Below are 26,066 nucleotides of genomic sequence, written 5' to 3'. Positions count from 1 at the left end.
CTCACCATCGGTTCTCGAGCCATCGGTCGACGCCGGTGAGCGTCGCCAGGTCGACGGGTGTGAGCAGCGGCAGCGGCCCGGGTTCGTCGGTGAGCGCGGCGGCCAGTTCGCGGGCCATCCCGGTCACCGAGGCGGCGATCAGCAACTGCGACATCAGGTAGAGCCCGAACCCCATCCGCCGCGCCTCGTCGACCGGAAGGTGCCGCCCGGTAGGGGAGTGCACCACGATCCGGCCGGCCGGAACCCGGTCGACCAGAAACTGATAAGCGGACATCCGCCGCTCCCGATCGGCCGGCGAGTCGGGATAGCTGAGGTAGCGCGTCATCAACGGCAACACGAGATCGGCCCCAGCGTCCAGATAGGACTCACACCGGTTGCGCGCGTCGTCGACCGAGTCACGCACGGCGTCGGTCCGCACGATCACGGTGGTTTCGCGCCCGAGCTCCCGCCGGACCACGGCGATCTCCCGCCCCATCTCGACCATCGTCCGCAGCGGCCGATCCTTGCCGAACCCGAGCCGATCCTCGACCACGAACGCGGCCGCCCCCGCCGAGAACGCATCGGCCGCCCGCTCCTCGGCGCTGCGGTCACCTTCCAGGCCCGTCTGCCCGTCGACGATCATCGCGAGGCCGGCGGCGTCGACGAGTTCCCGCGCCCGATCGAGGTAACGCTCCCAGGGATCCTGCGAGGCGTGCGGCGAGGGCGCGTCGGCAGCCTGAAACCCGAACGGCGTCAGGTAGGCGGCGTCAATCCCCGCCGATTCCAACACCCGAGCCCCGACCACGTCGTAACACCCAGGCGCCACCACAAGATCCCCGGAAGCCAACGCATCCCGCAACATGGCCCGCGGCACCGGAGCCACGTCCACCCCATCCACGGCACTGGGATGCCCATGCTCCGGGGCGGCCTCGCCCCCGCTGGGGTGCTGGTGCTGGCGATGCGCCGGCGGGGTCGGGTCGTGGCGGTCGCGGCTGGCCGTTGTTTCCGGTTGACGGTGGTCGCGGCTGGCCGTTGATTCGGGTTCGTGGCGGTCGCGGGTGGCGGTTGGTTCCGGTTCGCGGTGGTCGCGGCTGGCCGTTGATTCGGGTTCGTGGCGGTCGCGGGTGGCGGTTGGTTCCGGTTCGCGGTGGTCGCGGCTGGCCGTTGATTCGGGTTCGTGGCGGTCGCGGCTGGCCGTTTGTTCCGGTTCGCGGTGGTCGCGGTCTGCCGCGGAGCCCTGCTCGCGGCTCGGGTCTGTGCCGACCCGCCGTCCGCCGTGGTGGCGGCCGTCTCCGCCCCGCACGATCACCAACTCGTCACCGAGCACTTACGGAACGCTACGCTGTCGCGCCTTCAGCTCGCCATAAATGGGACAATTTTGAGCTAGTGGTGACGGCCACTAATCAGGTGCGGCGTGGTGTCAGTCGGGGAGCATAGGCATCTCCAAACCGGGGTTGTGCCCCACCAGGACCCCGCGGGTGATCGCGGCGGAGCCGAAGCGGTCGCGGACCGCGTCCAGTGCCGCGTCGAGGGCCACCCCGTCCTGCTCCACGAAGGGAAGCGGGAGTTGGAGGTAGTGGTCGTCGAGGTTGCCGACCGAGATGCCGATCAGGGTGATGCCGCGCTCCTCGATCATCGGCAGCGCGCCTGCCAGCAGCCGGCGCGTGGCGTCGAGGATCGTCTGGGTGTGTGAGGTCGCGCGGGCCAGGGTGTGCGACCTTGTCGCCCGGGTGAAATCGGTGAAACGCAGGCGCAGCACAACCGTGCGGCCCGTGCGGCCGGCGCCGCGCATACGTCGAGCCACCCGGTCGACCAAACCGGCCAGCATGCCGTCGAGCGCCGCTGGGGTGCGTGGCCCGCGGCCGAGGGCCCGCTGGGCGCCCATCGAGCCACGCCGCTTGCCGGTCTGCACCGCGCGTGGGTCGCGGTTGTGCGCCAGCGCGTCGAGGTGCCGGCCGGCGCCCTGGCCGAGCAGCGACACCAGCGTCGCCTCGCCGAGGCCGGCGAGTTGGCCGACCGTGAAGATCCGTCGGTCGCGGAGCTTCGCGGCGGTCACCTGGCCGACGCCCCACAACCGCTCGACCGGCAACGGATGCAGGAACTGCAACTCCTTGTCGGTCGGCACGACCAGCAGGCCGTCGGGCTTGGCGACAGCGCTCGCCACCTTGGCCAGGAACTTGGTGCGCGCCACGCCCACCGTGATCGGCAGCCCGACCTGGTCGCGCACCGCCCGCCGCAGGCCGGCCGCGATCTCCGACGGTGGCCCGGCGATCCGCCGCAACCCGCTGACGTCGAGGAACGCTTCGTCGATCGAGAGGCCCTCGACCATCGGGGTGGTCTGCCGGAATACCTCGAAGACCGCCCGGCTCGCCCTCGTGTAGGCGGACATCCGCGGCTCGACCACGATCGCCTCGGGGCACAACCGCCGCGCGGCGTGGCCGCCCATCGCCGTGCGTACGCCAGCAGCCTTTGCCTCATAGCTCGCCGCCAGGACCACGCCGCCGCCCACGATCACCGGACGGCCCCGCAGGCTGGGATCGTCGCGTTGCTCGACCGACGCGTAGAACGCGTCGAGGTCGGCGTGGAGGATGGTCCCTTCTGACACGAACATATGTTCGCATGGGCAGCTCAGGCCCTGTCCAGAGCGTGCGGCGATAACGCGGTCAGAATTTTGGCGAGGCGCCGATATCCTGGCAACCGGTGACCGAGCCCGGCGGTGGCGTCGAGGCCGGCGAGTCGCTGGCCGAGGCGGCGGCGCGTGAGGTGCGCGAGGAGGTCGGGCTCGTGGTCGCGCCGGCCGACCTGGGCGCTCCGGTCGCGCAGGTCGGCGGATTTGCCGATCTCGGCTTCGCCGCGGGCTTCTTCCGCGACCACTTCTTCGCGCTGCGGGTCGACGCGTTCGAGCCCGACACTGCCGGCATGCTGGACCACGAGGTGGCGGCACACGCCGGGCATCGATGGTGGACGGTGGCGGAGTTGCGGGAGCCGGCGGAGACCGTCATCCCGTTGGGGCTGGCCGGGCTGCTCGCGGATCTGGCGGCCGGGCGCCGTCCGGTGTCGCCGGTCGCGTTGCCGTGGCATCACGGGCCGGCCGTCAGGTAACGATCCTGTGAAGGAGACCCCACCGTTTCCGTGTAATCGTTGCCAACGGTTGTCTGTTGAGGACGTTTGTGCCCGCGTACCCCTGAATTGTCCTTCTGATTCACGCGCTTGCAATGTCGTAGCCCTTCGGTAACGTCCCCGTCGGTCGATGTCCGAGGGGGGAAGATGTCCATATCTGGATCTATCCGGCGAGGGCTCGGCATGGTCGCCGCGCTGGTGCTCGTGGCCGCCCTGCCAGCCAGTCCCGCGATCGCCGGCGGCCGCGGCGACGATCTGTCCGCGCGCCACTCGCTGCGCGAGCCGGTGACCGACGAAAACTTCTACTTCGTGATGGCCGACCGGTTCGCCAACGGTGACACCGCAAATGACCAGGGCGGTCTCGGCTCAGATCCGCTGGTCTCCGGCTTCGACCCGACCCGCAAGGGTTTCTACAACGGCGGCGACCTCAAGGGCCTGCGCTCGAAGATCGACTACATCAAGGGCCTGGGCACCACCTCGATCTGGCTGACGCCCAGCTTCAAGAACAAGGCGGTCCAGCTCGAAGACGGCCCGTCGGCGGGCTACCACGGCTACTGGATCACCGACTTCACCCAGATCGACCCCCACCTCGGCACCAACGCCGACCTGCGCGCCCTGATCGACACCGCACACAGCAAGGGCATGAAGGTCTACTTCGACATCATCACGAACCACACCGCAGACGTCATCGGATACGAGGAGGGCGCGCGCAAGGGCTACGTCAGCAAGGACGTGGCGCCCTACAAGACGGCGTCCGGCGCGACTTTCGACGACCGCGATTTCGCCGGCCAGCCGTCGTTCCCGGCGCTCGACCCGGCGACCTCGTTCCCCTACAAGCCGGTGCTCGACCCCGCGGAGCAAAACCTCAAGGTGCCGGCGTGGCTCAACGACGTCACGCTCTACCACAACCGGGGCGACACGACGTTCGTCGGAGAAAACTCCTACTACGGCGACTTCTTCGGCCTCGACGACCTGTTCACCGAGAACCCGCGGGTGGTGCGCGGGATGATCGACATCTACAAGACCTGGATCCGTGACTTCGGTGTCGACGGTTTCCGGATCGACACGATGAAGCACGTCAACGACGAGTTCTGGCAGACGTTCGGTCCGGAGATCCTCGACTACGCCCACCGCCAGGGCAAGCCCGAGTTCTTCATGTTCGGCGAGGTCTTCGACACCACGAAGAGCTTCACGTCGCAGTTCACCACCCGCGACCGGATGCAGTCGGTGCTCGACTTCCCGTTCCAGGACGCGGCCCGCAACTTCGCCTCGCGCGGGCAGCCGGCGGCCGCGCTGCAGACCTTCTTCGCGGGCGACGACTGGTATACCGACGCCGACTCCAACGTCTACGAGCTGCCGACGTTCCTCGGCAACCACGACATGGGGCGCATCGGCGGTTTCGTTCGCGGCGACAACCCTGGTGCGACCGACGCCGAGTGGGTGTCCCGCGACCGCCTCGCCCACGAACTGATGTATCTCTCGCGCGGCAACCCGGTCATCTACTACGGCGACGAGCAGGGCTTCACCGGGCCCGGCGGCGACCAGGACGCCCGGCAGACGCTGTTCGCCAGCCGGGTGCCCGACTACCTCGACGACGACCTGCTCGGCACCGACGCGACGCACGCGACGGACAACTACGTCACGACGCACCCGCTCTACGAGTCGATCGAGGGGCTGGCGGCGCTGACCAAGCGCAACCCGGCGCTGCGCGACGGTGCCCAGCAGCACCGCTACGCGAGTGAGGGCCCGGGCATCTACGCGTTCTCCCGCATCGACCGGCGCGACCAGCGCGAATACCTGGTCGCGCTGAACAACAGCGAGACCGCGCAGACGGCCGCCGTCCCGACCTACGCGTCCGGCCGCGACACCTTCAAGAGCGTCTACGGCGACGGTCCGCGAACGCTGCGCGCGGGCAACGACGGCCGGTTGACGGTGACGGTTCCGCCGCTGTCCGCGGTGGTCTACGAGGCCAACGGCAAGGTGGCCGGGTCCCGCTCGGCGCCGTCGGTATCCCTCGCGCAGCCGGCCCCGGCGCCCGGCGCCCGCGGCCGGCTCCAGGTGACGGCCAACGTCGGCGGCTCGTCGTTCTACGAGGTCACCTTCTACGCGTCCGACAACGGTGGGCCGTGGCGCCCGGTCGGCACTGACGACAACGCGCCCTACCAGGTCTTCGACGACGTGAGCGACCAGCGCGCGGGCTCCTCGGTCCGCTACCGCGCGGTCGTGCTCGACAACAAGGGCCACACCCGCGAGTCGGCGGCGCGGTCGGCGACGGTGCCGGCCCCGCTGGTGACCATCGAGGCACCGACCGAGGGCAGCGGCGTCCGCGGCACCGTCGAGGTGCGCGCGGTCGTCGACCCGGAGCGGGCGACCAACGTGGTCGCGATCGAGCGGCGCGTCGCCGGCGGCGCGTGGACCCGGGTCGGCACCGACTCCTCGTCCCCGGCCTACACGGTGTTCGACGACCTGACCCCGCTCAACTTGGCGGCGAACACCCCGGTCGAATACCGGGCGGTCCTGCTGCCCGGCGGCCTCGCCGGCCCGGGCGCCACGTCCGCAGCGCGCAACGTGCGTGCGGCCGGCCCACCGGCGACATCGGCGACGGTCCACTACTACCGGCCGGCGGGCGACTACGGCGACCCGGCGGCAGCGGGTTGGGGCCTGCACATGTGGGGCGACGCGGTCGCGCCTGACGTGCTGGCCCAGATCGCGTGGGACAAGCCCTGGCCGCGTGCGGGTGTGACCGACGGCTGGGCCGACTACCCGATCCCGCTGGTCGACGACACCAAGCCGGTCAACTTCATCATGCACCTGCCCAGCGGCGACACGGTCCCGACGAGCCGCGAGCCCGGTGGCGACCGATCGTTCCTGCCCATCAACGCGCCCGAGATCTGGCTCATAGCGGGCGACCCGACCATCTACACCAGCAAGCCGGCCGTCTGATCACCTCGCGCCACCCGGTCCCGGCGCGCCATCGCGCCAGGACCGGGTGACGCAAGCGACCAACGAGACCGCGAAGCAGCGCGGGCCGTCTGCGCCCATTGACGCGCCGATGCCTGGCGAGCCGGGACTTCGCGGGCCAGGAGCGCGGGTAGCTGCGCGATCCGGGGTGGTGGATCTGTTGGATCAGAGATCAACTCGACAGATCTGCCGCCCCAGATCGGGCCACCACGAAGGGTGTCCCTCCTGGAAACGGTCCAGCGCACCGTGTCGGGCGCGTGGGCCCGGAGCGCATCGGCCCGCTGCCGCGTCCCGCCACCACGAGGCGACGCGAGCGTGGTTTGCTCGAACCGACACGAATGTGCCCGGATCGAGGGGGATCGCACCGATGACCGAGCCCGAACCGCCCGACGCCGGCGCGTTCAGCGACATCGACGCGCTGCCGGAGCCCGTCTTCGAACTGCTCTTCGGCGTGCTGCGCGGGATGGCCGAACACCCGGAGATCCAACGTGTACGCCGCACCGCCTGGGACGCCCTTCAGCCCATGCCGGGCCAGCGGCTGCTCGACGCCGGTGCCGGCGCAGGTGAGGTGGCCCGCGCCCTTGCCGCCGCGGTCGGTGAGCAGGGCGAGGTCGTGGCAATGGACTCGTCGGCCCGCACGCTCCAGGCCGCGCGTGCGTTGACGCCCCCGGAGCTGCCGATTCGTTTTGTGCAGGGCAGCGTCACGGATCTCGAGTTCCCGGCGGAGACCTTCGATGGTGTACGCAGCGAGCGCGTCCTCCAGCATGTTCCCGACCCGGACCGCGCCGTGCGCGAACTCGCCCGGGTCACCCGCCGCGGCGGCCGGGTCTGTCTCGTCGACACCGACTGGGAATCGGCGGCGCTCGACGGCGTCCCGGCCAACCTCGCGACCGCCGTGCGCGAGCGGATGCTCAACGTGGCGCCCGGTCACCACAACGACATGGGCCGCACCCTGCGGCGGCGCCTCCTGCGGGCCAGCCTCGACGACGTGACGGCTACGCCGGTGACCTGTCTGTTCCTCGACCCGGCCTCGGCCGCCGTGGTGCTGCCGGTCATGGACCCGGCCATCCCGCCGGAAGCCGGCATGATCCCCGACGACCTGCGGGAACAGTGGTTCACCGCGATCGCCGCCGCAGGGGAGCGGGGCGAGTTCCTGGCCGTGCTCACGATCTGGGTGGCTGCCGGCGTCCGTCGCTGACGCGATCGGCTACCTGCCGACGAGCTTGTGCAGCGCGGTCAACGCGGCCAGAAAGGCGCTCAGGCCCGCGACTGCCGCGCTGGCGGGTTCGAGGCCGCCCGCGTACGAGAGCCCTCCGGCCAGCAGGCCGGTGCCGGAAGACACGGACAGAAGTACCAGCGCGCGCAAGCTCAGCAGTGCCTCGGTCCTCCGACGTTCGGAATGGCCGCTTGCACGGCCTGAACCTGCGGTAGGCGTTCGGCGGCCCATTGGCTCCTCCCAGATCGGGTCCGTCGGTCGATCAGACGAAGATCGGGCTCGATGCCGTGCGCGGTCCCCGTCTCATGAAGCCCGCATCTCGTCGATTATTCGATCAAGGACAAGGTCGAGCTGATCCTCACCGGTTGCGGCCTGTTCAAGATCCCAGAAAGCCTCCAGGTACGGCCGGATCTCGGCGGGATCTTCCCGGCTGATGTAGTCGCCCTTGGCGCCCTCCAGATACAGCAGCTCTCCGATGTCGGCCTCGGCGAACTCGAGGATCGTGAAGGGCCCCTTCATCCCCTCGTGCGAGCCGGCGGTGAATCGCAGGACCTGCACCGTCACCCCGGGACGGGCGGCCACAACCTTGAGGTGCGCGAGCTGCCGGCACATCACGCCCGGACCATCGCCGCCTTCTGCGCCAACCCATCTCTGGATGACGGCCTCGTCGAGAATGAAGAACATCTTGGGCGGATCACGGCGTTCCAGCAGAGTCTGGCGAGCCATCCGGGCCGCGACGCGTCGCTGGATCGTTCTTGCCGAGTCGGTGGGTGCGGCGAACTGTCTCAGGATCGCGCTGGCGTACTCCTCCGTTTGCAGCAGGCCGGGGACGACCATGTTCTCGAACTGCCTGATGACGGACGTCGAGCGTTCGTACCTCCGGAGCATTTGGACTTCTCGGCTCAGGACAGCGTCGTAGGGGCCCCCACCCGGTTGCCGGCTGATCTCGGCGACGCGCACCAGGTGGTCACGCTCGGGACCATCTCTCACGTCGTATACGCGGAGCAGCGCGCGCAGGTCGCGCAGCCCGATGGCCTGTTCGCCAGCTTCGATCTTGAGAAGCTTCGAAACGGGCCAGCCGACTTTCGATGCGGCGACCTGCTGCGTCATGCCGGCTCCGATGCGAAGCCGGCGCAGTCGCATTCGGAGCGCGAGTCGCTGCACCACGGGATCCAGATCGTCGAGCATTGCGATTCCTCCTCCTAGGGCGGCGCCGTGCGGTCAGTCGGGCCTCCGCGACCTATGTGTCGGCCAGGCTCAAGATCAGCGCACCGACCACGACGGTGAGGACGGCGACGATCAGCAGCACCACGACGAGCGCGGTAGCGACCGTTCGCAGGAGTTCGTTCAGGGGCTGGAACATGAGCCGTGCCGAGCGCAGGGCCAGCACCAGCAGAAGGGACGCGACGACGATCAGGACGCCGCGCGTTGCGTTCGCGGTGGCTTCGGTCTGTGCGGCGAGTGGGCTCAGCATTAAGCTGGACATGACCGTTCCTCTCGATGGTGGGATCCGTCTGGAGTTCGGTTGCCTTGGAAGCCCTTCTGGTGTCCGCCGGAAGGGCTTCTTCATTCCGTCCTACAGCGACAGTGGCGGCCGCCAATTTAGAGTGTGCGGCGTGCCGCGCCGCGTGGCAATTGCCAAGCCCCCGGTTGACACACTATGTTTGTCGACGCCGGTCTTGCCATCGAGCACTTGACACCCTGTGTTTGATCAGATAACGGAGGGGACATGGCGACTACTGCGCGCAGCAGTCCCACCGTGCGCCGCAAGGAATTAGGGAACCGTCTTCGCCGCTACCGCGACGAACGCGGTCTCACGGCGAGCGAGGTTGCCCAGCGGACCAACATCGATCCAGCCCAGCTCAGTCGGCTGGAAACCGGTGGGCGGGCGCCCGTCGTCCCTTACGTGCGTGAGTTGTGCCTGCTTTACCAGCTGGACAAGGCAACGACCGACGAACTGCTGGCCATCGCCGTCGAAGGGCGGCAGACAGACTGGTGGCAGCGATTCAAGATCGAGGGGCCAACCGCTAACTACCTGAGCTATGAAAGTGCCGCCAGAACGATCTCCAACTTCGAGGCCATGGTCGTGCCGGGGCTGTTCCAGACGGAGGCCTATGCGAAGGCGGTCATCGTTCGCGTGCGGTCGGACTTCACCGCGGATCAGCTCGCCCAGGCGGTCGCGGCCCGGCTCGCTCGGCGGCGGATCCTGACGGACGAGCCCGATGTGGATGTTCACGCGATCCTGGACGAGGGTGTGCTCCATCGGATCGTCGGTGGCCCAGACGTCATGTTGGCGCAGCTGGCCAAGCTCGTCGAGTTCGGAGAGCTGTCCAACGTGACGTTGCAGGTGTTGTCCTTCGCTGCTGGCTCCCATCCGGGCATGCAGGGAACGTTCTCGGTGTTTACCTTCGCCGAGCACTTGATCCCCGACACCGCCTATACGGAAGGCCAGCTCGGCCAGAACTTCACCGACAAAACGGACGAAGTTATACGCTGCCAGCAGGCTTTCGATCGCTTGGCTGATCTAGCGGAAGACCCCAGGCGAACCCTAGAGATCATCAAGAAGCGCGTCAGCGCTCTCTCCTGACTGTCATCGAGGACAGGTGCCAAATGACCTATGTAAAGCTCGACCGCGACGCACTCGCCTGGCGTGTCGCCACTCGGAGTGCGGGCGGAAACTGTGTCCAGGTTGCTCCCGCTGCCGACATGATCGCCATACGGCACTCCCGCAGACCTGACGCCGAGATGATCGTTTACACCAGGGCGGAGTTCCAGGCCTTCATCGACGGCGCCAAGGACGGCGAGTTCGACGACCTCGTGAAATAGGCGGCAACCGCGGCGGTGCCTCGCCGCGTGGGCCAGCGGGCCTGACACAAGCGGAGCGGCGTCGATGACGCCGCTCCGCTTGTTTGCCTTGGCTGACTGAAGGCCGTCTGTCGGCATATACCGCGACGCGGTATATTCATCGTCCATGAGCGACCGTCCCATGTCCGAGCCCACGTTCCTGATCCTCACCGCCCTGGCGGCGACGCCGCAGCACGGCTATGGCGTGATCGAAGACGTTCGGCAGATCTCCGATGGGCAGGTGCGGCTGCGGGCCGGCACGCTTTACGCGGTGCTCGACCGGCTCCGCGCCGACGGGCTCATCGAGGTCGACCGCGAGGAGGTGGTGCAGTCCCGGCTGCGCCGCTACTACCGGCTGACCGCCCTGGGCGAGCGCAGCCTGACGGAGCAGACGGCGCGACTGCGCCGCAACGCCAGCGCCGCCGCCGCGCGGCTGCGGCGCACGGACCTTCGGCCCCAGGAGGGTGTGGCGTGAGCGAAGTCGACCTGGAAAAGCGCTTTCGGCCCCGGGAGGGTGTGGCGTGAGCGAGGCGGACCTGGAGAAGCGCTACCGACGGCTGCTCGCCTGGTATCCGTGGTCGCACCGCCGGGTCTACGAGGACGAGATGCTCGCCGTCCTCGTCACCGGCGCACGACCCGGCCAGCGGTGGCCGAGCCTCGGCGAAGCCGCCGACCTCATCGCGTCGGGCCTGCGGGCCCGCGCCGGCGCGGCCGTGCCTGCCGTAGCCGGTCCGGACTGGCGCACCGCCGCCACCGCGTTCGGCTTGCTCGCCTCGATCCTGCTGCTGTCTCAGCGGGTCGCCCGGTTGTTCGACGTCCCTCCGGCCAATCCCGCCACCTACCTGCGCGCGATCGGCTGGGGCGCGGTGGTGCTCGCGGTCCTGTTCGGGCTTCGCCGTTCCGCGGCCGCCCTGGCGTGGGTGACAGTGCTGGGTGAGGCGGTCCTGGTGGCCCAGCGCTACGACACCGACCCGCTCGCCGCCGTCAACCTGTTGTGGCCGCTGGCACTGGGCCTGCTCGCCGCCGCGGCGCTCAGCGTGTCGGGCCCGCCGGTCACCACGGTGGTGCGGCCGGTGCGCGTGCTCGTCTTCGTCGGCGGCATCGCCGTGCCGCAGATCATCGCGCTGGTCAGCCATCACCAGGCGCGACACTTGCGATTGACCGGCGGCCGCACCGTGTACGCCTTCCACGAGCTTTACACCTCGTCGGAGCTGGTCCTGTACGTCTGGATCTCGGCGATCGCGGTCAGCGTCCTGGGTGCGGCCCTCGCCGTGCTGACCATGCCCGCGGCCCTTCGCTGGCGGGTCGCCACGCTCGCCGTGCCAGCGCTGGCTCTCGCGGCAACGGTCAAGCTGGCGCTGTCCGGCTGGGCCTACTCCAACATGGACCTGGGACGCCCGATCTATCTGGTGCCGATCCAGTGGGCGCTGCTGGTCATCCTGCCGTTGGCCGCGCTCGGCCTCGCCGCCGCCCTGGTCCAATGGCACGAACAGGCAACCCGGCTGGCCGAACTCGGTCGCGCCGCCGACCGGCAACGGGCCGCCGACCGGCAACGGGCCGCCGACCGATAAGGGGCCGCCGACCGATAAGGGGCCGCCGACCGATAAGGGGCCGCCGACCGATAAGGGGCCGCCGACGGGCAACGGGCCGCCGACGGGCAACGGGCCGCCGACGGGCAACGGGCCGCCGACGGGCAACGGGCCGCCGACGGGCAACGGGCCGCCGACGGGCAACGGGCCGCCGACGGGCAACGGGCCGCCGACGGGCAACGGGCCGCCGACCGGCAACGGGCCGCCGACCGGCAACGGGCCGCCGACCGGCAACGGGCCGCCGACCGACAAACGGCAGCCGGGGTGGATATCGTTCCCGGATGATTTTTGAGCACGGGCGGACGATCGTCCGCCGGCATCTTCTCCCGGACGGCCGGGTCAGTTCGGTGCTGTGCGGACGGGTGGTCAGCGACGACGAGCGCGGGCTGGCGATCTGGATCGAGGCTGGCTCGCAGGCCCTCCGCCGGGTCGACACCGCCGGCCGGCCGACGCGGGAGCTGTCGCTGCTCACGTCGCTGCGGATGACGACGCTGCTCGATCTGACCACCTGGCAGCCCTTCCGGACGCTGATGCTGATGCCGCCCGGCGCGGCGCATTCGATCTGGTGGGGCTGGCTGCCTGGCAGCGGTTTCGAGCGTTGGTACGTCAACCTGGAGCGTCCGGTCAGCCGTTGGGCCGGCGGGGTCGACGTCTACGACCAGGAGCTCGACCTGCTCGTCTACCCAGACGGCAGGTGGTCGTGGAAGGACGAGGACGCGTTCGCCGAATACACGGGCGAACCGGCGTTCTGGGATGAGGTCGAGGCCGCCGGGGTCAGGGCCGAGGGTGAGCGGCTGCTTGCCCTGGCCCGCGCCGGTGCCGCGCCGTTCGACGGCCGGTGGATGGATTTCCAGCCGGACCCGGCATGGCAGCCGACGCTGATGCCGCACTGGTGGGAATTGCCGGCGGACGCGACCTGTTGGGGTCCCGACTACTTCCAGGCCTGAAAATCAGAATGCGCTTGTCGGAGCGCGGTGGTAGAAAGCCGGCGTGCGAGAGACCTTGGAGTTCCCCGATCTGCTGCGGCTGATCGACGACCGATCGACCGCCTTCCGGGCCGCGATCGCCGCCGCGCCCAGTCTCGACGTGCAGGTGCCGACCTGCCCCGAGTGGACGCTCTTCGATCTGGCGGAGCACATCGGGGAGGGGCGGCGTGCCTGGGCGGCCACCATCGCCGCTGGGCCGACCGCCACGACCAAGGCCGCCGCAGAGGGCGCTCCGGCCGCGCCTCGCGAGCGCGAGGCCCTGCTCGCCTGGTTGGCCGAGTCCACCCAGGAGCTGGTGAGCGCGCTGCGCGAGGCCGGCCCGGATCGTGGCTGCTGGAGCTGGTGGGATGATTCGCAGTCGCCGTCGACCTGTGGTGCCGTCGCGCGGCACCAGCTTCAGCAGATGGCGGTGCACACCTACGACGCCCAGGTCACCGTGGACGCGGCGGAGCCGCTGCCGGCGGAGGTGGCACTCGACGGCGTCGAGGAGTTCCTCTTCACCTGCGTCGCGACGACCGTGGCCTGGCCGCACGAGCCCGCCGACATCGAGTTTCACGCCGTCGAGGGCCGATCCTGGCGGCTCTCGCTCACCCCCGCCGGCGCACGGACCACCCGCATCGCCACTGCTGCCGGCGATGACCCGGACGCGGCCGGCACTGCCATCCGGGGCACCGCCGGTGAGCTGGTTCTAGCCCTCTATGACCGGATTCCGCTGGACTCTCTCAAGCTCGACGGCGACCGGCGTCACTTCGACCGGCTCGCCGCGTGGGATCCGTCCGAATAGGTCAAGACCGTGCGCAGCAGCAGGGGCGCGGCCGCCGCCCAGGCCTGCGGGGAGCACGAGTGCGGATAGGGGACCGGTGGCTGCCCGGGCTTGCGATCGAGCCCGGTCAGCACCTCGGGTAGCCGCCCACCCGCCGCCGCGGCGGCCGCGACCAGACCCGACGCCACCCGCGCCGCGGCGTCGGTGTGCCCGACCCGCGCCAGCCCGGCCACCGCCAGCGCGGTGTCGTGCGGCCAGACGCCGCCGCGGTGGTAGGAGAGCGGGTGGTAGGGCGGCTGCCCCGCCGCCAGCGTCCGGATTCCCCACCCGGAGAAGAAGTCGTCGGCCACGAGCCGGTCCGCGACCAGGGCCGCCCAGGAGTCGTCGAGGATGCCCGACCAGAGGACGTGGCCGGCGTTCGAGGCGAGCGCGTCGACCTGCCGGTCCCCGCCGTCGAGGGCCAGCGCGACGAAGGCGTTCGGCAACCGGAAGTCGGCCGAGAACACCTGCTGGAGAAGGTCGGCCCGCTGGTCGAGCGACGCGGCCCAATCCGGGTCACCCCAGGCCCGCCGGGCCAGCTCGGCCGTGCCGCGCAGGGCCCGGTAGGCGTAGGCCTGCGCCTCGCTCACCGCGATCGGCCCGGACGCGGCCGTGCCGTCGGCGAAGACGATCGAGTCGGCCGAGTCCTTCCAGCACTGGTGCACCAGGCCGGCGCCGTCGGTGCGGTAGCGCAGGTAGCCGGTGGCCAGCATCCCGCCGTCGTCGAGCATCCATCCGATCGCCGCCCGGGCGGCCGGTTCGAGGTCCTTGGCCAGGAGCTCGTCGCCGGTGAGGTCGAAGTGTGCGGCCAGCAGCACGAGAAACAGCGGTGTCGCGTCGACGGTGCCGTAGTAGCGGCCATAGGGGACCTCGCCGAGCGTGGCCAGCTCACCCTGGCGCATCTCGTGCAGGATCTTGCCCGGCTCCTCCAGATGCGCCGGATCATGATTCCGGCCCTGGGTCGCCGCCAGCACGCGCAGCGTGCCTTCGGCCAGCTCCGGCCGGTAGGGCAGGGCGAACAGCGACGTCAGCAGGCTGTCGCGGCCGAACAAGGTCAGGAACCACGGTGCGCCCGCGGCCGGCACCACCGTGCCCGAGGGTAGATCGGCAACCAGGTCGGCGGCCGCGATCCGCAAACTGTCGAGGTCGGCGAGCCCCTGTGCCACGCACCGGTCGAGGTCGTCGCCCCGCGCCGACGCCGGCACCGGAGCCAACGCGACCGTCCCCGCCGACGAGGCCGACACCGTCGCCCGCAGGGTCACCGAGCCCTGTGGCGGCAAGGTCACCGTCCACTGCGCCCCGTCGGCCGACAACCGCGCCGGCGGCGATGTGGTGAGCTGCGTCGAGCGGCTGAAGCCCCGGCGCGAGTAGGAGAAAACGACCGCCGAGTCGGTCGCCGACACCGAGCGGTCAGCGTCCGACTTGTCGAACAACCGCGACGACCGCAGCTCGAACTGGTCGCTGAAGTCGGCCTCGACCGACAGCGCCACCCGCACCGTCTGCGGCGCCGACACGAAGCTGGTCAGGGTCAGCTCCTCGACCAGCACCCCGGACCCGAGCAACTGCCCGCGGCGGAGGACGAACGGCGGATTCTCGTTGCGTACGGTCGGCGGCGCCAACACCACCTCGTCGGTCGACGACGAGAGGGCGCGCAGGGCGCGGCCGTGCACGGTCAGCACCCACCGGGACAGGTGTCGAGTGTCCGCGACGAAGAACCCGCCGGTGTCGGTCACGTTGCCACCGGCGTCGGTCAACAGGCAGGTCTGTCCGGACACCACGGTGCGCAGGGTCATCTCGCCACCTCACGGGCCTGCGGGGAGGGCACGGCACCCGCCGCTTGCTGGGCTCAACGACTCAACGGCGCGGCCCGGTGCGGATGAGGTCGAGGGTCAATGCGGCCGTCCAGCTGAAGTCGTCGGTGCCGTAGCCGGCGCCGGTCAACGGGTCGACGTATTCGCGGAAACCGGCCGCGCGCACCCGGGCCAGCAACCGGTCGCGCAGGTCGTCGGCCAGGCCGGTCTCACCGTGCAGGCGCAGGCCGTACCAGAAGAGCCAGCTGGTGTTGATCCACCCGGGGCCGCGCCAGTAGCGGCCGGGCTCGTGGTCGGCGGCCGTCAGGTCGTAGCTCGGCACCGGGCACGCGTCGGCCAGCCGGAACCGGTCGCCGAGCGCCGTCTTCACCAGGTCCGTCGCCACCGGCAGGTCCGGCACGATCAACGGCAACAGGCCCGCGATGGAGTACGACCGGAGCGAAGCGGAACCGACAACGTCGTACGCGAAGAAGGTCCCGGCGGTGCCGTCCCACAGTTCCGCCATCAGCGCGTCGGCGACCTGCTGCGCCCGCGAGATGTGCCGCGCCGGGTCGAGCCCGAGCTCCGCGGCGATCGAGGCGAGCGCGTGCTCCCCGGCCGCCAGCAGCGCGTTGCACAGCGGATCCTCGACCGCGAACCCGGGCGTCGACACATAGCGCGAGTCGCGGTAGTCGCGGGCGATCCGGATGTAACGCCCATAGTCGGTGTCGGTAGGTCGCTCGGTGGCCGCCGCGTGGGCCAGGTCGCGCCGGGCCAGCGCGGACGGCGGCAACGGGACCACCCGGGACAGCGGCTCGTCCCAGGCCGGGCTGTTGTCCATCCCGGACTCCCACGGGTGCACCACCGACACGAGCCCCCGCCCGCGCAGGTCACGCGCCGTCAGCAGCCAGTCGTGCCAGGCAACCAGGCGCGGGTAGAGCCGCGGCAGGAACCGCCGGGACCGGGCCACCGCCGGCGCGGCCTTGAAGGTCTCCCACGCCGCCAGCGCGTGCACCGGCGGCTGCACGATCCCGGAGGTCGGCACGCCCGGTGTGCCCGTCAGGTCGGACGAGCGCCAGAACGACGGGCCGGGGAAGTAGGCGTCCGCCGGCACCAGCGGGTCGAACACGATGTGCGGCACCCGGCCGTCGGTCCACTGGGCGCCGAACAGCGACTCGAGTTCGCGCTGTGCCCGCACCGGCGAGAAGTGCCGCAGCCCGAGCGCGATGAACGCGGAGTCCCAGCTCCACTGATGGGGGTAGAGCCCACCGGCGGGCACGGTCGCGCCGCGCCGCCAGTTGGCGGCCAGCACCCGGCGCGCCGCCCGGTCGAGCGACGCCGAAGGAGCGATCACCGAGGGAGCGAAGACCGGGGGCGCGACAACCGACGCCACCGAAGGCGCGATCACAGTGGTCACGACCACCGCCGCAGGAATCCGGGGATCGCCGCCACGGCCGCCGACGGCTCGCCGCGCAGCCGGCACTCGACCGCCAGGAAGCCGTCGTAGCCGACCGCGTCCAGCGTGCCGAGCAGCGCACCCCAGTCGATGTGACCGGCGCCGGGTTGAAACCGGTTGGAGTCACTGACCTGCACGTGTCCGAGGTGGTCGGCCGCCTTGACCAGCGCGCTGGTGGGCTCGTCCTCTTCGATGTTCATGTGGTAGGTGTCGGCCAGCACCCGCACCGAGCGCAGCCCGACCTCGTCGACCAGCGAGACCGCCTCGTCGAGCCGGTTGACCATGTGGTCCTCGTAGCGGTTGAGCGGCTCGAGCACCAGCGTCACGCCCAGCGACGCGGCGTGGGCGCCCAGCTCGGCGAGCGCCGCGAGCAGCACGGCCCGGTCGGCGTCGGGGGAGCGCGGCGGCTCGAACGGCGGCAGCCGCCGGGAGAACATCCCGTAGGACGCGGGTGTGCACGCCACCGAACCGCCGATCTCGGCGATCACGGACAGCTGCGAGCGGAGTTGGGCCACTGCGTCGCGGCGCAGCTCGGCGTCGAACGCGCCGATGAAGTGCAGCATGTCGACGCAGACCGACGGCATCGGCACGCCGTCGCGGGCGGCCTGGCGCAGTTCGGGCAGCCGGTCGCGGAACGCGAAGTCGCCCTTGGCCCGCAGCTCGATGCCGTCGTAGCCGGCCCGCGCCGCGAAGTCCCACTTCGCCTGGAGGCTCTCGCCGGGGAGCAACTGCTCCTGGCAGGAGATCTTGATCATGAGAACTTCAACACCACCTGGAGTGCTTCCTGAGGACGGTGGTCGAGCATGGCGAAGGCCGCCGCCGCTTCTTCCACCGCGATGACGTGCGTGACGAGGCCGACGGGGTCGACCGCGCCCTGCTGGGCCAGACCGAGGAACGCCTGGTTGAGGCGGGCCTGGTTCCAGCGCCCGGCGAGCTCCGGCGGCACGCCCCCGATCTGGGAGGAGACGATCCGGACCCGGTTGTGATGGAACTCGTCGCCGAGCCGCAGCCCGGCGCCGTCACCCTGGTAGAAGCCGGAGGCCACCACCCGGCCGTCGACCGCGACCGCGCGGATCGCGTCGTGCAGGGCCGGGTAGTGGCCGCTGATCTCGATCGCCACGTCGGCGCCGCGCCCGTCGGTCAGCCCGCGCAACGCCAGGGCGACGTCGTCGGCGGCCGCGTCGATGGTGTGCGCCGCGCCATACTCCTTGGCCTTCGCCAGCCGGGACGGCAGCGTGTCGACCGCGACGACGGTGGCGCCGGAGAGCTGGGCCAACCGGGTGGCGAGCAGCCCGAGGACGCCCTGGCCGAAGATAGCCACGACCTCGGAGAGGTGGATGTCGGCCGCCAGCACCCCGTTGAGCGCGACGGCGCCGACCCGGGCGAACGTCGCCGCGACCGGGTCAAGACCCTCGGGCAGGACACAACCCCGGACCTTTTCAAGCGGGAGTACGGCTTCGCCGCGGTGCCCCCAGATCCCCCAGACCTGCTGGCCGACCTCGGGGTCGCCGGGAGCGGGCTCGTCGGCCAGCACCTCGACGACCTCGCCGACCTCGGAGTAGCCGAGGCCGGCGATCGGATAGCGCAGCCCGCTCGTGCCGGCGACGAACAGCCGCAGGTCGGCGTCCCAGTCGCGGTTGAGGTAGGGGTTGGTGCCGCGGTACGCGGTCAGTTCGGTGCCCGCCGATATCCCGGAGTAGCTGGTCCGGATGCGCACCTGCCCGGGGCGCAGGTCGACGTGCGGTTGGTCGACGACCTCCACGTGGCGTGGGGAGGTGAACTGCACTATCTGCGGCACGACGGCCTTCCGCCCATGATCGAAGAGAGAAGTGCGCGACATAACGACCCGATGTTCGGCCGAGATGTTACGCACTTATGTCTGGCAATCAAGTATAAGTCCGGATCCGCATCTGTCCGTCATATGTGGACAAAAGACGCGCGAGCCTGTTCAAGATCGTCCGTTACCCACCCGAGAGGCCGAACGTTACGTAGTTATGTCTTGCCTTCACGTATAAGACCTTGGTGTGATTCGTCCGAGATCGGTTAACAAAGGGAGAGATCGATATATCGGACGAAGGAGCCATCCGCGTGAACGCGAGAAGACTGCTCACCGCCGCATTCGCGGCGACGCTGGTGACCACCGCGCTGAGTGCGTGCGGCAGCGACGACCCGGACGACGACGCCACCGGATCCATCACCGTGTGGAGCCTGGAGAACCAGACCGACCGGGTCCAGGCGACCCAGAAGATCGCCGACGAGTTCACCGCCAAGACGGGCATCGTCGTCAAGATCGTCGGAACCGACGAGAACCAGTTCACCAGCCTGATCACCTCGGCCGCCGCGGCCGGCAAGATGCCCGACGTGGTCGGCGCGCTGCCGCTGGCCGCCGTCTCCCAGATGGCGACCAACGACCTGGTCGACACCGACGCCGCCAAGGCCGTCGTCGACGAGCTCGGCACCGGCACCTTCTCGCCGCGCGCGCTGGAGCTGACCACGCAGGACGGCAAGCAGCTCGGGGTGCCCAGCGACGGCTGGGCCCAGCTCCTCTTCTACCGCAAGGACCTGTTCGACAAGGCCGGCCTGGCCGCGCCCGACACGTTCGACAAGATCCGCGCCGCCGCGCAGAAGCTCAACACCGGCGGGGTCGCCGGCATCACGATGGCGACCGTCCCCAACGACGCCTTCACCGAACAGACGTTTGAGAACTTCGCCCTCGGCAACGGCTGCGAGCTGGTCGACGACCAGAAGAACATCACGCTCGACTCGCCGGCCTGCGTCGCGACCTTCGAGCTCTACAACGACCTGATCAAGAACTATTCGGTGCCCGGTGCCCAGGACGTCGACACCACCCGGGCGACCTACTTCGCCGGCAAGGCGGCGATGGTGGTCTGGTCGTCGTTCCTGCTCGACGAGATGGCCGGGCTCCGCAACGACGCGCTGCCGACCTGCCCCGAGTGCAAGGCCGACCCGGCGTTCCTGGCCAAGAACAGCGGCATCGTGACCGCGGTGGCCGGGCCGAGCGGGCAGCCCGCGCAGTTCGGTGAGATCACCAGTTGGACGATCACCAGGGACGGCCCCAACACCGACCAGGCCCGCAAGTTCGTTGCCTACATGATGAACGAGGGCTACCCGGGCTGGCTCGGCATCGCACCCGAGGGCAAGTTCCCGGTGCGCAAGGGCGACGCGACCGATCCGGCGAAGTTCACCACGGCCTGGAACACGCTGCCGGCCGGCGTCGACACCCGCAAGCCGCTGTCCGACAGCTACCCGGCCGACGTGCTCGACGCGTTGCGCAAGAGCCCGGACACGTTCCAGCGCTGGGCGTTGCCACAGAAGCAGGGCGCGTTGCTCGGTGCCACGTTGGGCGAGCTGCCCGTACCCAAGGCGGTGAACGCGATGACCGGCGGTGAGCTCGATCCCGCCGGCGCGGCGAAACGCGCCGCGGACGACGTGCGGGCGATCCAGAAGTCGTTGAACTGATGGTCGCCACCCGCGACAAGCGGCCGGCGGCGCCCGAACAGCGCCGCCGGCCGGCCCGGCCGCTCACCCGCCGCCAGCGGGAGAACCGCGCCGGACTGGCCTACCTGTCGCCGACGTTCATCGTGGTCCTGGTCGTGGTCGTTGTCCCGATCCTCTGGACGATCATGCTGGCATTCCAGCGGATCCGGCTGATCAACATCCGCCGGGCCGGCCTGTTCGGCGAATACACGCTGCGCAACTTCGAATACGTGTTCTCGTCGCCGGGCTTCTGGAGCTCGCTGTGGACCACGCTGGTCTACACGGTCGGCGGCACCGCGCTGTCGATCATCTTCGGCCTGATCGCCGCCCTCGCGCTGCGCAAGCGGTTCCCGGGCCGGACGCTCGTGCGGGCCAGCGTGCTGCTGCCCTACGTCGCGCCGGTCGTCGCGGTCACCTTCGTCTGGGAGATCATGCTCAGCCCCCAGTTCGGCGTGGCCAACGACTGGGGCGGGCGGTTCCTCGGCTGGGACCGGCCGATCGCGTTCCTCAGCCAGCGCGAATACCACGTCTGGGGCGTCGACATCCCGCTCGCGCTGTTCACCGTGATCGCGTTCGAGGCGTGGCGCTATTTCCCGTTCGCGTTCCTGTTCATCCTGGCCCGGCTCCAGGCGGTGCCCAAGGACCTGGAGGAGGCCGCGACTGTCGATGGCGCCGCGCCGACGCAGCTCTTCCGGCACATCCTGCTGCCGCAACTCGGCGCCGTGATTGCCCTGCTCAGCGTGTTGCGGTTCATCATGACCTTCAACAAGTTCGACGACGTCTGGCTGCTCACCGGCGGCGGCGCGGGCACCCAGGTGGTCAGCGTCCGGGTCTACGACTTCCTCACCTCGCGGCTCGACATCGGCGCCGCGGCCGCGCAGGGCCTGGTGCTCGCCGCCGGGCTGGTCATCCTGCTGCTGGTCTACCTGCGCTTCTTCGCGCCGAAGCTGGACGGTGAGTCGTGACGGACCGGGCGACCTTCGAGACCCGCCTCTTCGGCGTGCTGCGCTGGGTCGTGATCGCGGTGCTGGTCGTGGTCACGCTGTTCCCGTTCTACTACATGGTGCTGCTGTCCATCCGGCCGATCGAGCAGGTGCTCCAGGACCCCGGCGGCATCTGGGCCGGTCCGGCGGAGTGGACCTTCTCGACCTACCGCGAGGTGCTCACCTCGGTCGACGACGGCGGGCAGGGCTTCCTGCGGCTGCTCGGCAACACGGCCCTGGTGGCGGTCTCGGCCACGCTGCTGACGCTGCTGGTCGCGCTCCCCGGCTCGTACGCCGTGAGCAGGTTGCAGTTCGTCGGCCGCCGCCAGGTGCACTTCCTGTTCCTGGCGGTCTACCTGTTCCCGGCGATCCTGCTGGCCATCCCGCTGTTCACCGTGTTCACCCGGCTCGGCCTGCGCGGCTCGCTGGGCGGCCTGGTGATCGTCTACATCGCACAGACCATCCCGGTCTCGGTCTACATGCTGCGCAACTACCTGAGCACGATTCCGGTCAGCCTCGAAGAGGCCGCGGCTGTCGACGGTTACACACGGTTACAAACCCTGCGTAAGGTAATCTTGCCGCTCGCGGCACCGGCCGTGATGGCGAACGCACTCTACGTTTTCATGATCGCCTGGAACGAGTATCTGTTCGCCCTCCTGTTCCTGGTCGAGAACCGCCCCAACTGGACGGTCTCCCTCGGCCTCGCCCAGCTCGCCGGAGGCATCGAAGTGAGTAAGACGGTTTTGATGGCCGGGTCGGTGGTGCTTACCCTGCCCATCGTGATCATCTTCTTCGCCACCGAACGCCTGCTGACGGAGGGACTGACCGCCGGTGCCGACAAGGGATAGGCCACCCGCCCAGGCCGGCCCGCCGGGCTCGCCGGTCGCTGTCCGTGGCGGCGCCTCCGGCAACCAGAACTCCGCCGGGCACCTGCTCTGGCTGGTCCGCACGGGCCGGGCGCGGACCCGGTCGGAGCTACAGGCCTACACGGGGTTGTCCCGCTCGACGCTGGTCGCCCGGATCGACGCCCTGCGGGCCGCCGGCTACCTGCGCAGCTCCGGGGTGGAGGAGTCCACCGGGGGCCGGCCGGCGGAGTTGCTCGAGTTCGACACCGACCACGGCGTCGTGCTGGTCGCCGACCTGGGCGCCAACCACGCCCGGGCGGCGGTCCTCGACGTCGGCGGCACGCTGCTGCACGAGGAACACGAACACATCAAGATCGGAGAGGGTCCGGCGTACGTGCTGGACTGGGTCGACGCCGCCTTCGGCCGCCTGCTGGCCGCGGCCGGCGAGTCGCGCGAGCGGGTCCGGGGGATGGGCGTCGGCGTGCCGGGCCCCGTCGAATACGACGCCGGCGTGGTCACCGAGCCGCCGATCATGCCGGGCTGGGACGGGGTGCCGATCGCCGACCGCCTCCGGGCGACCTGGGGCTGCCCGGTCTTCGTCGACAACGACGCCAACCTGATGGCCCTCGGCGAGCAGGTGGCGTTCTTCCCCGACTGCCCGGCGCTGCTGCTGGTCAAGGTCGCGACCGGGATCGGCGCCGGCATCGTGATCGACGGCCGGGTCTACCGGGGCATCGACGGCGGCGCCGGCGACATCGGCCACATCCGGCTCGCGTCGTTCCCGGACGCCCGCTGCGAGTGCGGCCTCTACGGCTGCCTGTCGGCGGTGGCCAGCGGCCTGGCCCTGGCGCAGCGGCTGACCAGCGGCGGCACGCCCACCCAGTCGGGGCCGGAGCTGATCGAACGGATCCGCGAGGGCCACGGCGAGGCGGTGCACCTGGCCCGGGAGGCCGGCCGCCTGGTCGGTGAGGTGCTGGCCACGGTGGTCTGCCTGGTCAACCCGGGCGTCCTGGTGATCGCCGGCGACCTGGCCGAGACCCACTTCGTCACCGGGGTACGCGAGATGCTCTACCGCTATGCCCTACCGCGGGCGACCCGGCACCTGGAGGTCACCACGAGTCGGCTCGGCCCACAGTCGGCGGTGACCGGCGCACACGCGATGGTGATCGACGAGATCTACTCGCCGAGCGCCGTCGACGCCGAACTCGCCGCCGTCCCCACGGCCGACCTGTCCCGGGGCCGCTGACCCGCCCGCACCGCGCCGATGCTGGCCGCGATGACGAGCGTGCCGGCCAGCACCTCGGTCCCGGTGAGGTGCTGGCCCAGGACGACAAAGCCGGCGAGCGCGGCCACGGCTGGGCCGAGGCTCATCAGCACCGCGAAGGTTTCGGTGGGCAGCCGGCGCAGGGCCAGCAGCTCGAGCGTGTAGGGCACGATCGACGACAGCACCGCCACCGCCGCGCCTATCGCGAGGACCGGCGGGCCAAGCAGCGCCCGTCCCGAACCGGCGATGCCCAGCGGCAGGGTCAGCAGCGCGGCGGCCGCCATGGCGAGCGCCAGGCCGTCGACCTTCGGGAACCGACCACCGACCCGGGCGCTGAGCACGATGTAGGCCGCCCACATGACGCCGGCGCCCAGGGCGAACCCGATCCCGGCCGGATCGAGCCGGCCCGCGCCGCTGCGGCCCAGCAGCGCGACGCCGGCGAGCGCCAGGCCGGCCCATAGCCAGTTCGCCGCCCGGCGGGCGGTCACCACCGACAGCACCAGCGGTCCCAGCACCTCCAGGGTCACGGCCAGGCCGAGCGGGATGCGGTCGATCGCCTGGTAGAAGAGGGTGTTCATACCGGCCAGGGCCAGGCCGAAGGCGCCGACCGCGGCCCAGTCCGCGCGGGCGTGGCCGCGCAGGCGGGGCCGGCACACCACCAGCAGCACCGCGGCGGCGATCCCCAACCGCAGCGTCACGACGCCGGCCACACCCGCGCGTGGGAACAGCGACGTCGCCAGCGCGCCGCCGAACTGCACCGACAGCGCGCCGCCGAGCACGAGGCCGACCCCGGCGCGCCGGCCCGACCTGGCGGCGGCCTGTCCGGGGCCGGCGGGCGTGGCGGCGGCCTGGCCGGGGTCAGCGGGCGCGGCGGCGGGCTGGCCGGGGCCGGCGGCGGGTGCGGTGGTGGCCTGGCTGGGACTGGCTGCGGGCGCGGTGGTGGCCTGGCTGGGACCGGCGGCGGTCTGGCCGGGGCCGGCTGCGGGCGCGGTGGTGGCCTGGCTGGGACCGGCGGCGGTCTGGCCGGGGCCGGCGGCGGGTGCGGTGGTGGCCGCGGTCGGAGTCGGGGTCGGGCTCAGCGCGGCGCTCACGGCTCGACGTTAGGAGCGCCGCGACCGCCACGGAAATGCCGCTTCCGCTGCGGTTATGCTCCATGGTTATGACCGTCGAGGTGCGGCATCTGCGGGCGTTCCTGGCGATCGCCGAGGAAGGCACGATCACCCGGGCCGCCGCCAGGCTGCACCTGACCCAGCCGGCCCTGTCCCGCACGCTGCGCCAGTTGGAAAGCCATCTCGGCCTGCGCCTCATCGAACGGTCGACCCACCATCTGCGGCTGACGGCAGCCGGCGACGCCTTCCGTGACCGGGCCGCGGCCGCCGCCGCCGCCGTCGACGATGTTCTCGATCCCGCGCGGGCCGGCACCTGGCCGCTGCGGCTCGGCCACGCCTGGTCGGCGCTGGGCGCGCACACCACGCCGCTGCTGCGCGGCTGGCAGCGGGAGCACCCACGGATCCCGCTCGAACTGTTGCGCATCGACGAGCGCTCCGGCGGCCTGGCCCGCGGTGCCGTCGATGTCGCCATCCTGCGCGGGCCGGTCGACCTGCCCGGCGTACACGCCGAACCCCTGCTCAGCGAGGCCCGCGTCGCCGCGGTTCCGGCCGACAGCCAGCTCGCCGGGCGGGCCGCGCTCAGCCTCGCCGACCTCGCCGCCCACCCGATCGCCGTCAACTCCCTGAGCGGCACCACCACGCTCGACCTCTGGCCGCCGGAGCAGGGCCCGGCCGAGGTGATCGAGGTGGCCAACACCGACGACTGGCTGGCCGCCATCACCGCCGGGCGCGCGGTCGGCGTGACCACCGAGGCGACCGCGATCATGCACCCGCAGCCGGCCGTGGCCTACGTGCCCCTGGCCGGCGCCCCGGCCGTCACCGTCCACCTCGCCTGGCGGCTGCCGCCCAGCCATCCGGCCGTGCCCGACCTGGTCGCCCTCGCCCGTTTGGTGGTCCGGGAGGGGTCGGGGCGGGCAAGGTAAGGGCGTGGGCACGAGCAAGGTCACCTTCCGCCAGGCCGCGGCGCTGCTGGCCGAGCGCGACCCGGTGATGGCGCGACTCGTCGAGAACGCGCCGGCGCCGCGGATTCCGTTGTGGAAGGAGAGCAACTTCGAGTCGCTCGTACGCGGGATCGTCTTCCAGCAGTTGGCCCGGCCCGCGGCGGTGGCCATCCTGGGCCGGTTGATCGACGCCGCCGGCGGTGAACTGACGCCGGAGAGCGTGCTGCCGTTGTCGGACGCGGTGCTGCGCAAGGTCGGGCTGTCCGCGCGGAAGGTGATCTCCCTGCGCGACCTGGCCACCAGCGTCCGCGACGGCACCGTCGTGCTCGACAACCGGCGCCTCGGCCACCTCAACGACGACGAGATCATCCGCCGGCTGTCGACGGTCAAGGGCATCGGCCCGTGGTCGTCGCAGCTCTTCATCATGTTCCAACTCCGCCGCCCCGACGTGTGGCCAGTCGGCGACCTCGGCATCCGCCGCGGCTACGGGGTGGCCTACGGCATCCCGACGCCGACCGAGAAGGAGTTGGAACCGCTCGGCGACCAGTTCCGCCCCTACCGCACCACCGCGGCCTGGTACTGCTGGATGGCCGAGGCCGTGTTCGCGGGCCGCACCCCGACCCTGCCGATCGCCGACGACCCGATCCTGCGCGCCCACAAGGTCGTGTGACCACGGCGTGGTG

Annotated in this window: 25 protein-coding genes; 15 read left to right on the top strand and 10 right to left on the bottom strand. The window is 70.7% G+C overall.

The window, feature by feature from the left end:
• Position 1: 1 nt before the first annotated feature.
• Both DFJ67_RS38645 and dinB read right to left on the bottom strand, forming a co-directional pair.
• Positions 2-841, bottom strand: coding sequence for an isocitrate lyase/phosphoenolpyruvate mutase family protein (locus DFJ67_RS38645; protein WP_275407663.1), 840 nt, complete (start codon positions 839-841; stop codon positions 2-4).
• 558 nt (positions 842-1,399) lie between these two features.
• Positions 1,400-2,590 (bottom strand): DNA polymerase IV, encoded by a 1,191-nt coding sequence (gene dinB, locus DFJ67_RS38640; protein ID WP_116074154.1) that lies wholly within the window; start codon positions 2,588-2,590, stop codon positions 1,400-1,402.
• Between the two features lie 89 nt (positions 2,591-2,679).
• On the opposite strand from dinB, the gene DFJ67_RS38635 reads away from it, so the two are divergent.
• The 3 genes from DFJ67_RS38635 (at position 2,680) to DFJ67_RS38625 (ending at position 7,258) form a co-directional block, all read left to right on the top strand.
• A complete protein-coding gene (locus tag DFJ67_RS38635; protein ID WP_239097256.1) occupies positions 2,680-3,081 on the top strand; it encodes an NUDIX domain-containing protein in 402 nt (133 codons plus the stop codon).
• A gap of 165 nt (positions 3,082-3,246) precedes the next feature.
• The gene (locus DFJ67_RS38630; RefSeq protein WP_203783672.1) at positions 3,247-6,042 is read left to right on the top strand and encodes an alpha-amylase family glycosyl hydrolase; all 2,796 of its coding nucleotides are present in this window, start codon (positions 3,247-3,249) and stop codon (positions 6,040-6,042) included.
• Positions 6,043-6,427: 385 nt separating this feature from the next.
• Positions 6,428-7,258, top strand: coding sequence for a methyltransferase domain-containing protein (locus DFJ67_RS38625; protein ID WP_116074148.1), 831 nt, complete (start codon positions 6,428-6,430; stop codon positions 7,256-7,258).
• Positions 7,259-7,267: 9 nt separating this feature from the next.
• Here DFJ67_RS38625 and DFJ67_RS44500 read toward each other — a convergent pair whose 3' ends face one another.
• From DFJ67_RS44500 to DFJ67_RS38615, 3 genes are all read right to left on the bottom strand, one after another.
• Positions 7,268-7,402 (bottom strand): hypothetical protein, encoded by a 135-nt coding sequence (locus DFJ67_RS44500; protein WP_275407662.1) that lies wholly within the window; start codon positions 7,400-7,402, stop codon positions 7,268-7,270.
• A gap of 177 nt (positions 7,403-7,579) precedes the next feature.
• A complete protein-coding gene (locus DFJ67_RS38620; protein ID WP_116074146.1) occupies positions 7,580-8,464 on the bottom strand; it encodes a helix-turn-helix domain-containing protein in 885 nt (294 codons plus the stop codon).
• 52 nt (positions 8,465-8,516) lie between these two features.
• Positions 8,517-8,762 (bottom strand): hypothetical protein, encoded by a 246-nt coding sequence (locus DFJ67_RS38615; protein ID WP_147315779.1) that lies wholly within the window; start codon positions 8,760-8,762, stop codon positions 8,517-8,519.
• Between the two features lie 243 nt (positions 8,763-9,005).
• On the opposite strand from DFJ67_RS38615, the gene DFJ67_RS38610 reads away from it, so the two are divergent.
• From DFJ67_RS38610 to DFJ67_RS38585, 6 genes are all read left to right on the top strand, one after another.
• Positions 9,006-9,863, top strand: a complete 858-nt coding sequence (locus DFJ67_RS38610) for a helix-turn-helix domain-containing protein (protein ID WP_116074142.1) — start codon at positions 9,006-9,008, stop codon at positions 9,861-9,863.
• A 23-nt stretch (positions 9,864-9,886) separates the two neighbouring features.
• On the top strand, positions 9,887-10,102 hold the full coding sequence (locus DFJ67_RS38605) for a DUF397 domain-containing protein (RefSeq protein WP_116074140.1): 216 nt from the start codon (positions 9,887-9,889) through the stop codon (positions 10,100-10,102).
• A gap of 145 nt (positions 10,103-10,247) precedes the next feature.
• The gene (locus tag DFJ67_RS38600) at positions 10,248-10,595 is read left to right on the top strand and encodes a PadR family transcriptional regulator (protein WP_116074138.1); all 348 of its coding nucleotides are present in this window, start codon (positions 10,248-10,250) and stop codon (positions 10,593-10,595) included.
• Positions 10,596-10,641: 46 nt separating this feature from the next.
• The gene (locus tag DFJ67_RS38595; RefSeq protein WP_116074136.1) at positions 10,642-11,691 is read left to right on the top strand and encodes a hypothetical protein; all 1,050 of its coding nucleotides are present in this window, start codon (positions 10,642-10,644) and stop codon (positions 11,689-11,691) included.
• A 299-nt stretch (positions 11,692-11,990) separates the two neighbouring features.
• On the top strand, positions 11,991-12,656 hold the full coding sequence (locus DFJ67_RS38590; RefSeq protein WP_116074134.1) for a ribonuclease FAU-1 family protein: 666 nt from the start codon (positions 11,991-11,993) through the stop codon (positions 12,654-12,656).
• Between the two features lie 43 nt (positions 12,657-12,699).
• Complete coding sequence (locus tag DFJ67_RS38585; protein ID WP_116074132.1) at positions 12,700-13,479, top strand: maleylpyruvate isomerase N-terminal domain-containing protein; 780 nt, start codon at positions 12,700-12,702, stop codon at positions 13,477-13,479.
• Here DFJ67_RS38585 and DFJ67_RS38580 read toward each other — a convergent pair.
• The 4 genes from DFJ67_RS38580 to DFJ67_RS38565 form a co-directional block, all read right to left on the bottom strand.
• The gene (locus DFJ67_RS38580) at positions 13,440-15,290 is read right to left on the bottom strand and encodes an amylo-alpha-1,6-glucosidase (RefSeq protein ID WP_116074130.1); all 1,851 of its coding nucleotides are present in this window, start codon (positions 15,288-15,290) and stop codon (positions 13,440-13,442) included. The genes DFJ67_RS38585 and DFJ67_RS38580 overlap by 40 nt on opposite strands.
• A 61-nt stretch (positions 15,291-15,351) precedes the next feature.
• The gene (locus DFJ67_RS38575; RefSeq protein WP_239097483.1) at positions 15,352-16,704 is read right to left on the bottom strand and encodes an MGH1-like glycoside hydrolase domain-containing protein; all 1,353 of its coding nucleotides are present in this window, start codon (positions 16,702-16,704) and stop codon (positions 15,352-15,354) included.
• The gene (locus DFJ67_RS38570; RefSeq protein WP_116074128.1) at positions 16,701-17,498 is read right to left on the bottom strand and encodes a sugar phosphate isomerase/epimerase family protein; all 798 of its coding nucleotides are present in this window, start codon (positions 17,496-17,498) and stop codon (positions 16,701-16,703) included. Before DFJ67_RS38570 ends, DFJ67_RS38575 begins: the two co-directional genes overlap by 4 nt.
• Positions 17,495-18,541: a zinc-dependent alcohol dehydrogenase gene (locus tag DFJ67_RS38565; protein WP_116074126.1), complete on the bottom strand. Its 1,047-nt coding sequence runs from the start codon at positions 18,539-18,541 to the stop codon at positions 17,495-17,497. The genes DFJ67_RS38570 and DFJ67_RS38565 overlap by 4 nt, the downstream gene beginning before the upstream one ends.
• Before the next feature lie 290 nt (positions 18,542-18,831).
• Between DFJ67_RS38565 and DFJ67_RS38560 the strand changes: the two genes are divergently transcribed.
• The 4 genes from DFJ67_RS38560 to DFJ67_RS38545 are packed head-to-tail and all read left to right on the top strand — an operon-like array spanning position 18,832 to position 23,315.
• Positions 18,832-20,223: an ABC transporter substrate-binding protein gene (locus tag DFJ67_RS38560; RefSeq protein ID WP_239097482.1), complete on the top strand. Its 1,392-nt coding sequence runs from the start codon at positions 18,832-18,834 to the stop codon at positions 20,221-20,223.
• A complete protein-coding gene (locus DFJ67_RS38555) occupies positions 20,223-21,206 on the top strand; it encodes a carbohydrate ABC transporter permease (RefSeq protein WP_116074122.1) in 984 nt (327 codons plus the stop codon). Before DFJ67_RS38560 ends, DFJ67_RS38555 begins: the two co-directional genes overlap by 1 nt.
• Positions 21,203-22,072 (top strand): carbohydrate ABC transporter permease, encoded by an 870-nt coding sequence (locus tag DFJ67_RS38550; RefSeq protein ID WP_116074120.1) that lies wholly within the window; start codon positions 21,203-21,205, stop codon positions 22,070-22,072. The genes DFJ67_RS38555 and DFJ67_RS38550 overlap by 4 nt, the downstream gene beginning before the upstream one ends.
• On the top strand, positions 22,056-23,315 hold the full coding sequence (locus tag DFJ67_RS38545) for an ROK family protein (protein ID WP_116074118.1): 1,260 nt from the start codon (positions 22,056-22,058) through the stop codon (positions 23,313-23,315). Before DFJ67_RS38550 ends, DFJ67_RS38545 begins: the two co-directional genes overlap by 17 nt.
• On the opposite strand, the gene DFJ67_RS38540 is transcribed toward DFJ67_RS38545, so the two are convergent.
• Positions 23,246-24,424, bottom strand: coding sequence for an EamA family transporter (locus DFJ67_RS38540; RefSeq protein WP_308442573.1), 1,179 nt, complete (start codon positions 24,422-24,424; stop codon positions 23,246-23,248). The two genes, DFJ67_RS38545 and DFJ67_RS38540, sit on opposite strands and share 70 nt — an antisense overlap.
• A gap of 68 nt (positions 24,425-24,492) precedes the next feature.
• On the opposite strand from DFJ67_RS38540, the gene DFJ67_RS38535 reads away from it, so the two are divergent.
• Together DFJ67_RS38535 and DFJ67_RS38530 are read left to right on the top strand one after the other, a co-directional pair.
• On the top strand, positions 24,493-25,365 hold the full coding sequence (locus DFJ67_RS38535; RefSeq protein ID WP_203784112.1) for a LysR family transcriptional regulator: 873 nt from the start codon (positions 24,493-24,495) through the stop codon (positions 25,363-25,365).
• 4 nt (positions 25,366-25,369) lie between these two features.
• The gene (locus tag DFJ67_RS38530) at positions 25,370-26,053 is read left to right on the top strand and encodes a DNA-3-methyladenine glycosylase family protein (RefSeq protein ID WP_116074114.1); all 684 of its coding nucleotides are present in this window, start codon (positions 25,370-25,372) and stop codon (positions 26,051-26,053) included.
• Positions 26,054-26,066: the final 13 nt, after the last annotated feature.

The organism is Asanoa ferruginea, from assembly GCF_003387075.1.
In the GTDB taxonomy this organism is placed as follows: Bacteria; Actinomycetota; Actinomycetes; order Mycobacteriales; family Micromonosporaceae; genus Asanoa; species Asanoa ferruginea.
Note: the sequence above shows the minus strand (reverse complement) of the source record. Positions and strands in the feature narration are given on the sequence as shown.